8 protein-coding genes are annotated in these 13,509 nt (G+C 44.1%); all 8 read left to right on the top strand.

Annotation, left to right across the window (positions count from 1 at the left end):
• The first annotated feature begins 22 nt into the window (after positions 1-22).
• The 8 genes from HMPREF1534_RS13435 to HMPREF1534_RS13470 all read left to right on the top strand — a co-directional run bounded on the left by HMPREF1534_RS13435 (position 23) and on the right by HMPREF1534_RS13470 (position 13,487).
• On the top strand, positions 23-1,465 hold the full coding sequence (locus tag HMPREF1534_RS13435) for an SU10 major capsid protein (RefSeq protein ID WP_005938229.1): 1,443 nt from the start codon (positions 23-25) through the stop codon (positions 1,463-1,465).
• 74 nt (positions 1,466-1,539) lie between these two features.
• Complete coding sequence (locus tag HMPREF1534_RS13440) at positions 1,540-2,043, top strand: hypothetical protein (RefSeq protein WP_005938227.1); 504 nt, start codon at positions 1,540-1,542, stop codon at positions 2,041-2,043.
• 12 nt (positions 2,044-2,055) lie between these two features.
• Positions 2,056-2,694, top strand: coding sequence for a hypothetical protein (locus tag HMPREF1534_RS13445; protein ID WP_005938225.1), 639 nt, complete (start codon positions 2,056-2,058; stop codon positions 2,692-2,694).
• Positions 2,691-10,628, top strand: coding sequence for a leucine-rich repeat domain-containing protein (locus HMPREF1534_RS13450; RefSeq protein WP_005938222.1), 7,938 nt, complete (start codon positions 2,691-2,693; stop codon positions 10,626-10,628). The genes HMPREF1534_RS13445 and HMPREF1534_RS13450 overlap by 4 nt, the downstream gene beginning before the upstream one ends.
• 181 nt (positions 10,629-10,809) lie before the next feature.
• On the top strand, positions 10,810-11,154 hold the full coding sequence (locus tag HMPREF1534_RS13455) for a type II toxin-antitoxin system RelE/ParE family toxin (protein WP_005938219.1): 345 nt from the start codon (positions 10,810-10,812) through the stop codon (positions 11,152-11,154).
• Positions 11,155-11,158: 4 nt separating this feature from the next.
• Positions 11,159-11,470 carry a helix-turn-helix domain-containing protein gene (locus HMPREF1534_RS13460; protein ID WP_005938215.1) on the top strand — a complete coding sequence of 104 codons (312 nt, stop codon included), beginning with the start codon at positions 11,159-11,161 and terminating at the stop codon, positions 11,468-11,470.
• Positions 11,471-11,716: 246 nt separating this feature from the next.
• On the top strand, positions 11,717-13,207 hold the full coding sequence (locus HMPREF1534_RS13465) for an RNA-directed DNA polymerase (RefSeq protein WP_005938213.1): 1,491 nt from the start codon (positions 11,717-11,719) through the stop codon (positions 13,205-13,207).
• A 67-nt stretch (positions 13,208-13,274) separates the two neighbouring features.
• A complete protein-coding gene (locus HMPREF1534_RS13470; RefSeq protein ID WP_005938210.1) occupies positions 13,275-13,487 on the top strand; it encodes a hypothetical protein in 213 nt (70 codons plus the stop codon).
• The last annotated feature ends 22 nt before the right edge of the window (positions 13,488-13,509 follow it).

The raw sequence follows: 13,509 nt of genomic DNA, 5'->3' as shown, positions 1-13,509 counted from the left end.
TTAACTTTTAAAATTTCGAGCAATGAAGAAAACAATGAGTTTCTTTTGTCGCATTACGCTGATGATATTGGCGTTTGTGACGGGTGCATCAAGCGGTGTCATGATGGCAGAAGCATCGAACCTGCCTGATGCGGGTAAAACAACAGCCGGTGCGGACGGTACGGGTGGAACAGACGGTATTTCCACTGAAACAGGAGGGCGTGAAACCGGTGACCCAAATTTCTATTTGAGTGATGTGGACAAACGCATCGTGAAAATCCGTCCGATGGCTACTCCAATTGACCAAATCAGCCGTTATGCAAAATCAAGCTCCACCAATTCATTTGAAGTGAAGTATTACAGCGTGGGTACACGTGAAATCAAATGCAGTACCAACAAAAAGCTGGAAGCTATGCTCAGCGGTGCGAGCGTGTCGTTGCCGGTAGATGATTTGAATATGTTCACGTTGGATGATACCATTAGGGTAGTCGGTGTCAGTGCCATCACCAAACCGGACGGAACGAAATATACGGAAGATGACAGCAACGTTCCGGACCTCGTGCTTTGTGTGTGCGGAAAGGACAGCTCAACAAATCTTCCTACAGTGTATGCCGTAAATGGCAAAATGGATGATTCAAGCAAACAGCCGATTCTTGTTCCGGAAATTCCACAAGGAACAACGCTTGTACGCATGGGAAAAGCATGTGGGGAATTGGATGTTCAGACAGGACGATTCAATAATATCCCTATGCCTGAAACCCAGTATTGTCAGAACTTCATGATTCAGGTAGAGCAATCAACTTTTGACAAGATTGCCGCCAAAGAAGTGAACTGGAATTTCTCAGACATTGAAGAAGACGGTGTATATGATATGCGCCTCGCAATGGAAAATACTTATCTGTTCGGTGTGAAGCAGGTTATCAAGCACATTGCAAAGGATGGCATGAACACTTGGTTTACAGGTGGTATCTGGTGGATGGCCGGAAAGGACATCGAGGTGGGCGAATGGGATACTGACAAGAAATGTGCCATAATTACCGATGAAAACCTTGTGGATATTACCAAAGACCTTTTTGTTGGTACCGGCATCGGTAACAAGCGTAAGATTTTATTCTGTGGAAGTGATATGCTCTCTGCATTCTCCAAGATAAAGAGCGAAAAATTCCGCTTGAAAGATACCGTGGAGGTATGGAACTTGAAATTCAAATCTTGGGATACTGATTTCGGAGAAGTATTGACCATACATCATGAACTGTTCGATGTAAACGGAATGAGTGATTGCGGCTTTGCAATGGATCCGGAATATCTTTCCAAAAAAACACATGTGTCTTGGGCACGTAACGTACTCGACTTGCAAAAGGCCGGTATCCGCCGTACCGATGCGGTAGTTATCCAAGAGGTGAGCTGCCTGTATCTGCGCTATGCAAAGGCACATGCACGTATGAGACTGGCTAAAGCACCCGCCCAAGATTTAAATGCGGCATAATAAAGAGTTCATAAAGAATTATTAATTACCGGGGATGGGATAAGGTGTCCCGTCCCCTTTTTACTTTTAAGAATATGATTACGAAAACCTACAAGGCGAATACCAATATCAGTATTAATGTGGTACTTCCGAGCAAGAAGAACCTGCATATCGCATTCGTTCCATTGTCAAACGGAAGCAGTGTATTCACTACCGACAACGAGGACATACAGAAGTCTGTAGAGAACCATTACAAGTTTGGTAAACTGTTCAAACTTCATTCTGTACACGGGCAATCCGAGACAGTAGAAACAGCCGGAAAAGCGTCTAAAAACGGTTCATCTGAAAAACTTCATGCCGAAAGTACGCACAATGGTGAAGACACGCCTGACAACGAAACCGGCAGACAGGACGAAATGCCGCAAGAAGACGCAGGGGATAACAATACGACATCTCGCAAAGTCAAAGTAAGCGACATTGCAAGTGCAAAAGATTACCTTGCAGACACTTTCGGTATCAGCCGCACTTCCATGCGCTCGACCAAGGCAATCATGGAGCAGGCAGCAGCAAACGGAATTGAGTTTGAAGGTCTGGAATAAAGATAAGAACTTATGGCTGTATATCAGAAAAACAAAATACAGGAGGATGTACGCACCGCCCTGGACCAAAACATGAACAGCGATACGTTGAAGATTATAGGCGATGTGGACACTCTTGCACTTGACGACATCATTGCATCAAAGATTTTGGAAGCAGTAAAGCGTGTGCACAGCTCTGCACCGTCCTATTTGCTTGACGGCGGACACAACTTCGGTGATGCCATATATTGGAAAGAGCATGAAAGCGGATGGATATTACTGCCGGAAGATTTCATGCGTTTTGTCGTTTTTCAAATGAACGATTGGGAGCGTGCGGTATTTAATCCCATAAACACCGATGACCCTGAATATGAAAAACAGTCTTCCCGATTTAAAGGCATAAGAGGAACGTGTCAACGGCCTGTATGCGCCATATCCATACGACCGGAAGGAAGAGTGATGGAATTTTATTCATGCAAAACGACAGAAGCGAAAGTGAGCCGTGCTGTATATCTGCCTTACCCGAAAATAGACAAATATGGCGCGGTAGAAATCTGTGAGAAATGTTATGATGCTGTGATATATACCATAGCTGCATTAGTATTAACGACATTCGGCGATACGGAAAAAAGTGCCGCATTGAACGAATTGGCTAAATCTGTATTAATATGAGTTACGAATCAAAACATATAGACGGTGATGTCTCCGTTGGTCGCAATACAGCGATAGGTGGTGACGCGACCGTTCAGGGAAAGACCCACTTGAAAGGAAACGTAATGGTGGACGGCTGGCTTGAGGCAAAAAATATCAAGGGGGTGAGCAAAGGACTGTTCACAACCATCGAAAAACTGAAAGCGGCTTATCCTTTACCACATGACGGATGGTGGGCACTTGTGGGTGTTTCCTTACCGGCTCCCATATATGTGGGCGATGGCGGAGAATGGGTTCCGACCGGACAGAGTGGAGGAAACCCGACCATAGACAGCGGTCAGTATAACGAAGCCGTAGAAAAACTGCAAGAGGATATAACCAAACTGCAGGACGACATTACGGATATAGAGGCCCGCAACAAAGCGCAAGACACCAACCTCACCACGCTTGGTGATAGCGTCAACTCGTTGCAAGACCAAGTAAACACAACCAAGGATACCGCAAACAAGGCAAACAACAAGGCGAATGAAGTTGGAAGCCAACTGAACTCTTTCAAAGATTCAAAAGGTGAAAACGGAGGAATCGCCCCTCTTGACGAACAAGGGAAAGTACCGAGCCGACACTTGCCCGGATACATTGATGACGTGGTAGATTTTTATGGCATTTCCGTAGGCATTACTGTAAAAAATGAATCCATAGACAAAAATTCCAACGATGAGGGCTGTAAAGTTGTATATGATAAGGAACATGGTTGCTTTGTGCTTGCATACGTTCCGACAATCGGAGAATCCGAGGCTGCTACTTATTATAACAACTGGTTGAATGCAGATGTTTTCGGTACGGCAAGTACAAACGGGCGAATACCCTCTTCCGGCAAAGTCTTTCTATGTGAAGAAGATGGAAAAAGTTATCGTTGGAGCGGTAAGCAACTGACTTCAATTGGCTCCGACCTTGCTCTCGGACATACAAGCTCTACTGCATTCCCCGGTGATGAAGGTGCGAAGTTACAGGAAGATATGAAGCAGGTCGAAGAAAACAAGAAGGCAATACTTTCACTCAATAAACAAGTCGTATCGCGTAGCGTTGTGAATGTCAACCATCTGTTTGACCTTTCAGATAGGGAGATAACATTTTCCGTAGCACTTGACAGGTGTGCGACTTCTGAATATGCTTCTGCTTTGCAGATTCCGGGTGTTGTCTTGATATTCCTTACAGAAGCCGGATGGGTTTCAAAACAATGGACAAATACCTCTGATTGGAGTAAAGAAAGCAACTGGACGGATTTCGGGACTTCCGGTGGTGGAAACGTAGGCAACACCATCAACGTGAACGACCTTTGCGGAGATGGAGAATATACTTTGGGAACAGCCATAAAAGCTGTTGTTGACCTTGAGAAAGAAAGCGGGTTCTCTTATTTGAAAAGCGGTATCGTCCTTACATTCAAGACTGCGGAAAGTGATAAAAATGGCGCACCTGTATGGCTTGCTTATCAGTTCACACGCGATAAGAGTGACATCAGCCCTGATGATCTGAAACCGTGGGTAGCATTCGGCAGTGGCGGAAGCAAGGTGGAAACATCCGACAAACCGGTAGAGGGAGGAAAAGATGCCCTTTCCACAGGCGGGGCATACATAATGCAGGAGAAAGCTATCGGCGGATTTGATGAAGAAAGTGATGAAGACTACATTTACTACAAAGCCACCAACCTGAATGGCGGACAGATAGAGGATATTGTGCTTAAAATACCCAAAAATGGAGGTGGTGGCGGCTCCAGTGAGGATAGTACATTGTCTATCTACTTCGAGGAAGCCGCTCCTATTATGGCATTCGGCTCAGAGATAAAAATCAATGTGGCTTTGCGTAGTGTCAGCTATCCTGACGGTAACGAGGTGCTTGGTGTCATTCGTAACATCACTATTATTGATGCAAGCACCGGACTGATATTATCTAGTGAGGATATGAACACTGTAGGCTCTGCAAGTGCGACTGATTACAAGTTTGAACTTGACTTCACAAGTTATTTCAGCAGTGCCGCCAGCAAAAGCTTCTTTGTGCAAGCTACAGATTCGGATGGAAATACCAAGAAAAAAGCCATTACCATTATGGCTGTGGACATTACCGTAGAACAACCCATGGCTTTGAATTACACAAGTGATACTATCCTTGTTGCAGGTGGTCCGGCAAAAAATATCGGACAATTCTATAAATTCCCTAATAACACTTCATCCATTCTTGCAGTAGTGGAGATGTTCTATAATGGAGAATGGAAGAAACTTGGTGAAGCAACGGTAAGCGACAGTTATACCAAAGGTATCTCTGTCAATCCAACAAATGTATTCGGTGGCGGAGAAAGACTTTCGCATGGCGCATATCCTGTACGAATATACGGTACGGAGAAGAAATCCGGAGTAAAGGGAAACACCATCTATTCCGCTATCATGTGTGTGGACGAAAACAGTAATACTCCCATCGTCGCCATCAGGTTCAATGACAAGAACAACGGCACGTTACGTTTATATGACAACCTTACCGTAGAGGTGGCTGCGTATACTTCCGGCAAGACTGAAACGCATGTAGATGTTTTCTACAGCGAGGAGAAAGTTACAGCTGTGGAAGCTATGATTGCCGAAACGGTTACAGTGAACAAGCAGATAAGCGGATATAGTACGGACGGAAGCCAAAGTATTACCGTACATGCCGAAAGTGGCGGTGTATCCACCAATGAAATCAAGGTTACGATAAAAGGGAGTGCCATTGATATAGCGATCAAGGACGGTGCTTTGTTCGGATATGATTTTTCTACACGTAGCAACAGTGAGAGCGACCATACTATCACACATAACGGAGTGACAATGGATGTAAGAGGTGCAAACTGGTCAAGCAACGGATTTGTAGACTTTCTCAAGGAGCGTTCTTTGCGTATTGCAGAAAATGTAACAGCTGAAATATTGGATTACCATCCTTTTGGAAACGCATCAGTGGAAACTACGAGCGGATGTGCCATCCAATTTGCCTTTGCTACCAAAAATATCAAGGAAGCTGATTCAAAGCTGATAGAATGCTATGACCCTGATAGCGGAGCCGGTTTCTATGTCTGTGGAAATAAAGCTGCAATATACTGCAAGACTGGACAACCGGCTTTGGTGGAACGCTCATTCCGACAAGGTGAAAAAATTACCATGGCCGTAGTTGTAGAACCATCTACCATTTATGTATCACGTGGGGGAAGCAATTATTCCTGTATCAAACTGTATTTGAATGGTGAAGAGGTCGGCTGTATAGGATATATCAGCAATAGCGGTGCTATCCTTAATTCAAAAACCATAACATTTGACGGAACGGAAGGAGACTTGTATTTGTATTATGTACTTGCCTACAACAGTCATTATGAATGGGCGCAAGCTTTTAGAAACTATTTGTGCAAGTTGACTGATACTTCAGCAATGATACAGGAGTATGAAGCGGAGAATGTGCTTGATACACAGAACCGTCCGACAATAGAAGCCCTTTCCGCAAAAGGCATACCTTATTATGTGGTCGTGTCAGACCAGCAAACTTTTGACACGTTTGACAGTGATATTGATACAAGCAAGAAGTTCAAATGTACGTTGTTCTATTATCATCCGACTATGCCGTGGAGAAGTTTTAAGGCTATCAATGTGCAATGGCGCAGGCAGGGAACCACTTCGGCAAAACGGCCTATCAAGAACGACCGTTTCTATCTTCAAAAGAATGATGGTTGGGAGGTAACTCCTATTTATCCGGATTATGACAGTGAAGATGCTCAAATATCATATAAACTGATGAAAATAGGTTATGTCCGTGTAGGCGAAGATTCTATTCCGGTAAAAATAATAACGGTGAAAGTGGATTATTCCGACAGCTCCAATGCCAACGACTGCGGTGTGTGCGGTTTGATGAATGCCACATTTCGTGCACTCGGAAGTAATTACCTGACTCCCGCCCAGCGTTCATTCGATGGAACTTGGGCAAAGAGTGACATATCATTAAAGGGATTGGAAATGAATCACTCGACAGCCAATCATCCCATTGCCGCATTCCGTGCTACACAGGAAAGCTTGACAGACGCATGGTTTCATGCAAAAGGAAACTGGAAAGAGGATAAGGGAGAACAGGTTGCGCTTGGGTTTAAAGATACTCCCGGTTACAATAAAGGCTGCGTGAACTATGGAGATTTTGTGGAATATTTCGGACAAAATGGCGAAAGCCTCGACCAGATAGAAACACGTTTTAAGAATGATATTACCACCGATAAAGAAAAGCTTTATCTTCTTTCCCTATATTGCGGGCAGGACTACCGGTTTATGTCATACGAACGGGGAGAGTGGACGCGACAAGCCGGAGAGATGAAGCAGGAAAACGGCAAGTGGAAGATTACAGGCAAGGTTCTTAATCCGGTAAGCGGTTACGAATTGCTCACATATGATGGAATGAACTGGTGGCAAGGGGTTGGCAGCGTTGAAGACATGATGGAACCTACTACCGCAGAGTCCTCGTGGGTAACGAAACTCAAACTCGGACAGGATACTTATCCGATGTGGACAAGGTACTTTGAATGCATGATAGACGATGACCAGCTACAGATAGACTTGGCTATGGGACGAAAAGTTCCTTATGACCTTTATCAAGTCCTGAAATTCTGTGATAGTTGCGATTATGCCAAGGAAGAACTCGCAGGGAAATGGCAGGAAATTTGGAAGACACAGATGTGGAAATACATCAATCCGTACTCATTGGTTTCCTATTATCTTTTCACCGATTATCTTGCCGCTGTCGACCAACAGGCGAAAAACATGCAACCGATGTTCTTCCTTGAAGACGGCTGCAGCGTCAAGGACGGTGTTTATAGCGGAGCAAACGGTATGGAAGCACGAAGAATGTATCTTAATAAAGTTTATGACTGTGATACCTGTAACGGGAAGGATAATGACGGCGGGCAAACCATTGACCCGGAAGTTGACCCCGGTGACCTGACAAACAGTGCATACGCCGGAAGAGGAAGCGTGCTTTGGAATGATATACGTGGTCAGCAGACTATGGATGTAGACCAAAATGCCAATACAATTACATTGCCTGCAATAGCAGATACGATGCGTTCGCTTCCCGATACACTTGGAATCGGTGCCGGACCGTTTTCTCCCAAGGGGGCTGACTATTATTTTGTAAAACAGATAATGAAAAAATGGCCTAAAGTTGTTTCAAGTTATGACGGAGAACGGAAGTATATCAAATATACAGGATATAACGACCTCTATTTCTATGCATTGCAAGGGCTGGGACTGACATCTCTTCCCGCTTTTATAGAACAACGCTGGCGCATCCGTGACGGATACTACCGCTGTGGGGATTTCAAGGCAGAAAGCGGTTATATTGGTGGACGTATCGGTGCAAAAGAAGGTGCAGTCATCAGATTTAAAGCGGCCAAGAGTGGGTATTTCGGTATCGGTAACGATAGTGGAAACATTACACAGGGAATCTTTCTGAAGGCAGGGGAAAGCGGTACATTCACAGATTTCCAGCATGGGGAAAACATCATGCTGTACATATATCAGGCAGACCGCATGAGCATGATAGATTTAAGTGAAGTAAGTATTGACCCTCAATTCGGAAATACCCTTTCAAAAATGTCGTTGCTACAGGAACTGTATCTCGGCAGTGAAAATCATAAGGAATGGAAAATGTCGCCCGGAAACACCGGATTTCTTACCAATTTGGATTTAGGAGACATGCCGTTTCTCACTACATTGGATATTCGAAACACGGAAATTATAACCGTCAATTGCTCAAAGTGTCCACGAATGGAGAGTGTGCATGCCGATAATACTTCTTTGTCTGCAATAACGTTTGCTGAAACTTCTCCGATAAGTACGCTTGCCCTTCCCGGTACTATCACTGAACTTGTATTGAACAATCTGCCTAATCTGACTTATCCCGGCGGGCTTTCTCTTGGTGGTGTCAGTAAGGTTACAAAAATATTCGTGAATGAATGTCCGTATATTGAAACGATGACTCTGTTGGAACAGGTGGTCAATGCAAGTGAATTGAAAACCGTCCGTATTCCCAACGTAAATGCTACAGCGAGTGTTGAAATGCTTCGTTCCATAAAAAACGGTGGGGCTATAGGATTGGATGCGAATGGTAATGCGTACGATGAAAAAGGACAGTGTAGCGGAATAACCGGACGATGGATATTGGTCGAACTGATAGAGCAGAACGAAATCGAAGAGCTTGTCCGGTATTTTCCCCAACTTGAACTTCATAATTCGCAGTTCTCTATTGTGAAAATCAGCGATACGGTAGACAATGATTCGTGTGAGAAGTATAGCAATCCCGAAAACAAGACGGGGGCGGATTATGGCAACACATATATTCCAAGCGGGCATACCCTTGCCATCAAGAAAGGATGCCATGCCTATAAATGCTCATTCAACACGAAGAAAAACCAGATGGAAGGCGTGCAGTTAAGCGATACGGATTTCAACTACCTGAAAAACGGCAGCAGCTTTGACATAACGGACACCGCCGGAGAGGGCTTTGATATATTCTGGCATGCTCCGCACCATTGGTACAAGGGAGTGAACGACTACAAGAACCAAGTAAAGTATTTTTTCCCTTCTATAACAGAGACCGAACCGCTCTCAACTGCATTGCATAGCAGAAAATCCCTGTTGTCGGAATTGCTATATATGGAAAATACCGGAGTGTATGCGATTGATGCCGTTGTCGGTGAAGTCATAGGCGAGGATGTCATAACCACCGCATCCAATACGAACAGCTACAAGATGGATGTGAGAGGAATGAAGCAGGTAAGATGGCCCGGTCTGAACCATGCCCGGCTTGGAGGCGTGTTCACTGATGAAAACAACCGTGTGCTCAGTACGTTCATCATGTCTGTAAGCCATACCTATTTTGACTTCAACATCGGTGATTATGTGTTCTGTGACATACCTAACGGTGCAAAATGGTTTTATTTCACTTCTTTCCGTGACATTGGCGACATAGAGTGCCTTGTTGTAGACAGTAGCAGTATTGAAGCCATAGAACCCGAATGGACCGAACACACGGTTGGCGACAACGACAGTCTGGTCGGTGTATATCCTATTACCGTTGACGGTTTGAAGATGCCACGCAGCCTTTCCGGTGATATACGTTCGAAGAAAGGCAACGGAACGTCCGTTACATCTAACGAATGGAAATACGACAGTGAGGGTAATCCTATTGAGATGCCTATCGGCGGTTTGAATTACACGGCAAAGGATTTCCAAAACATCTGCCGCTTACGTGGAGTCGGCTATCAGTTGCAGGATTACGAACAGCATAAAGAGATTAGCAATCTATGGTGGGCTTTGAGCGGAACAACCAACGAACAGTCGGTTGTGGGCAATGGCGGACATGACAGCATTCTGAATAAACTGGATTCCATTGGCATGGCTGACAGCAATAATACCGGCAATACGCTCAACTCCATACTTGGATTGAAGCATTATGTGGGTTGTGATTCAGAATGGATGGACTATATCGCTTTTAATGTGCCGAGCTATGAAGCGTTCTACAAGGCAAAATGCACGGAGAACGACAGTTCATATCCAATAGATTATACAGCGCATATTTATGACCCCGTAAACAAAACCGAACGGACTGTTAAAACAGTTGACGCTTCCAATGGAAATTGTGTCGTGCGCATAGTACATGGTGCCAAGTGCGATGTATTGCCCAGCAGAGTACACAAGGGAGATACAAGTATGTATGTAACACATTATGCAGCAGGATTTTGGATAAGTGGAAGCCGAGGCCGTTGTGTTTTGCGGTCCGGCTACGACTCGTATGCGTTCAGCGGTCTCGCTTATGCGTACGCGTACAACGCTTCATCGTACTCGTACTCGAACTGCGGGGCGCGTCTGGCCTTCCGCGGAAAATTCGTTATAATTGAATAGAGCGGACCTCGTGATTTCGAAAAAAGCGTTGGAGGGAGAGCCGTAGGCTGCTCCCTCTTTCTTTTTCTCGCGTAAGCGAGTCGATTTTTGAAACTAATTTTTATATGGTTGTATTTTTGTCTGTAAAACGTTCCATATATAGAACATTTTCACTATATTTGCATTGTGAATGATATAAGATATGGAATTGAAAACGAGATTCAAAGTAATAATGTCGAGTGAAGCCGATGCATTTCTTGACACTCTGCGCCAAGATGTTAAGGATAAAATTATCTATAATGTAGATAAGGTAGCCAATGGTTATATGGACAAAGATTTATTCAAGAAATTAGATGATACTGACATTTGGGAGTTTCGCACCCTGTATAAAGGTATTCAATATCGTCTGTTGGCTTTTTGGGACACCGACGCGGAAACGTTGGTCATTGCCACGCATGGATTTGTGAAGAAAACACAAAAGACCCCACGCAAAGAGATAAACAAGGCGGAAGCCGTCAGAATATTATATTTCAACTCAAAAAAATAAGTATATGGAAGCAATTAAATTTTATACCCTTGATGAAGTTAAGGATAAACATATAGGTGAGGTCGGTACACCGCACAGGGATAAGTATGAAGCTGAATTGCAATCATTTTTGATTGGGGAAGCCATAAAAAAAGCCCGTAAATCCCAAAACATGACCCAAGAGGAATTGGCACAAAAAATCGGTGTACAGCGTTCACAAGTATCCAAGATAGAAAGCGGACGTAATCTGACCCTTTCCACCATTGCGCGAGTGTTTAAGGCCATGGGTATGAAGGCGTCTTTGAGTATTTCCGGTTTAGGAAGCATAACTCTTTAAAAAAATAAAAGGCGGACAATCCCTCGCGCCGTTGTGTTTTGCGGTCCGGCAACAACTCGAATGCGAACAGCGGTCTCGCTTATGCGAACGCGAACAACGCTTCATCGAACTCGAACACGAACTACGGGGCGCGTCTGAAATTCTGTTGGTTAAATTAATCGGAGACCCTGCACAGGTACGAGATTACCACCGCCATTCTCCGAGGGATTCGAGCCTCGGCAACAGCATGATAATATATATTTATTAATGGAAAGCCGGAACATATCTTTAACCACATGTGGGGAGAGGTTGGACCACTCCCCACGAGACCGGAAGGCGGTCAGCGATATATACGATTTATTCCAACCGGCCGTAGCTGCAACTGCGGTCTGTTATCCGTTATATAATCTCATACCGGAGATTATATCCGATGAGAATTTGGAAAGGTCATTCAAGCGTGTCATGGCAAATCTGAGAAGTGCAGATACCCGAAGCGGAAATCGGCAAAGAGAGATAGCTGTAATAGATGGCATTGAATGTTCACCAAGAATGGCCCGTTATGTAAAAAACAAGCATAAGATACTTGATGCGCTGAAAGAACAGATAGGTAACGGCACATTCCGTATAAAGAACCTCAAGTCGTTTACTGTGGATGACGGACCGAAAGTAAGAATTGTGCAAGCCCCGTCAGTCATAGAGCGTATTGGAAGCAATGCGATTATGGAGCCGTTGGAAAAGCATCTTTCACCCCTATTGATAGAAACAACGGCTGCATCCATACAAGGACGCGGACCGCATGGTCTGTTCCATCAGGTGCAGGATACATTGGCAGAGAACCCCAATATACACTATTATTATCAAAGCGATTATAAAGGATATTATGACAGTATTGACCATGATATATTAATCTCCACAATCAGGCGATATGTCGGAGACCCTGTCTTATTGCCTATTCTTGAAAATTTTGTCAAAGCACTATATCCCAACGGGAAGAATGGCATAAGCAAAGGACTGCGTTCCTCACAATTCTTTGGAAACCTTTACCATAATGATATTGATCACCGGATGATTGATGAATATGGTGCAAAACATTACTTCCGTTTTTGTGATGACATCTTTATTCTCGGTGAGAGTAAACGTGATTTGTGGAAATTGCGGGACAAACTACACTATGAAGCAGCTCAAATAGGGCTGACAATAAAACCAAGCGAAAAAGTGGCTCCCATATCCTCCGGTATGGATGCCCTTGGCTTTGTCAACTACGGCGACTATACATTGCTACGAAAACGGACAAAAGTAAATGCAGCCCGAAAACTTTCCAAGATTAAATCACGGAAACGGAGACAGCAAATAATCGGTTCATTCAAGGGTATGGCCTGCCATGCAGATTGCAAACATTTATTTTATATACTTACCAAGAACAACATGAAGAAATTTTCCGAAATGGGTGTTACGTACACTCCAGCAGATGGAAAAAAACGCTTTCCCGGCAAGGTTATGCGTTTGAGCGACATCGTAAATATTCCAATTGAGATACATGATTTTGAAACAGGAATAGACACCAAAGAAGGGGAAGACCGTTATCTGGTATCGTTCCGCAATCCCAGGACTCAAGAATGGGGAAAGTTCTTTACTGCATCGGTTGAGATGAAAGGTATTCTTGACCAAATCAGCGATATTGAGGACGGCTTTCCATTTGAAACAGTTCTCAAATGTGAAATGTTTGACGGAGGCAAACGAAAATACAATTTTACCTGACGGGAAAAAGATAACATACTAATCCGCTCGGTATCCGCTACTTTTGTCGTAAATCAAAATTCATGCAATGGAAAAGATTTACGGCACAAAGAAGCGGCAGGATTGTCTTGTACGTACAGGACGCTCCAAGTGGATACTGTTTTATGGCTTCGGGAAAGATGATGAGAATAGTGAGAATGGCTGGGAGTACCGGCATACATTCGACCATAAACGTAAGCATTCTATTTTCCGCCTTGACGCACATTATTCACAAACCTACCTTTGCGCCATAACCAAATAACAACAATGATTATGGCGAAAGA

Source organism: Phocaeicola massiliensis B84634 = Timone 84634 = DSM 17679 = JCM 13223 (genome assembly GCF_000382445.1).
GTDB classification, from domain to species: Bacteria; Bacteroidota; Bacteroidia; order Bacteroidales; family Bacteroidaceae; genus Phocaeicola; species Phocaeicola massiliensis.
This window is presented reverse-complemented; position numbering and strand designations above follow the sequence as displayed.

Excerpts from the sequence above, each read along its gene's own strand:
- HMPREF1534_RS13435 (WP_005938229.1), top strand. The coding sequence starts at position 23 with ATGAAGAAAACAATGAGTTTCTTTTGTCGCATTACGCTGATGATATTG.
- HMPREF1534_RS13440 (WP_005938227.1), top strand. The coding sequence starts at position 1,540 with ATGATTACGAAAACCTACAAGGCGAATACCAATATCAGTATTAATGTG.
- HMPREF1534_RS13445 (WP_005938225.1), top strand. The coding sequence starts at position 2,056 with ATGGCTGTATATCAGAAAAACAAAATACAGGAGGATGTACGCACCGCC.
- HMPREF1534_RS13450 (WP_005938222.1), top strand. The coding sequence starts at position 2,691 with ATGAGTTACGAATCAAAACATATAGACGGTGATGTCTCCGTTGGTCGC.
- HMPREF1534_RS13455 (WP_005938219.1), top strand. The coding sequence starts at position 10,810 with ATGGAATTGAAAACGAGATTCAAAGTAATAATGTCGAGTGAAGCCGAT.
- HMPREF1534_RS13460 (WP_005938215.1), top strand. The coding sequence starts at position 11,159 with ATGGAAGCAATTAAATTTTATACCCTTGATGAAGTTAAGGATAAACAT.
- HMPREF1534_RS13465 (WP_005938213.1), top strand. The coding sequence starts at position 11,717 with ATGGAAAGCCGGAACATATCTTTAACCACATGTGGGGAGAGGTTGGAC.
- HMPREF1534_RS13470 (WP_005938210.1), top strand. The coding sequence starts at position 13,275 with ATGGAAAAGATTTACGGCACAAAGAAGCGGCAGGATTGTCTTGTACGT.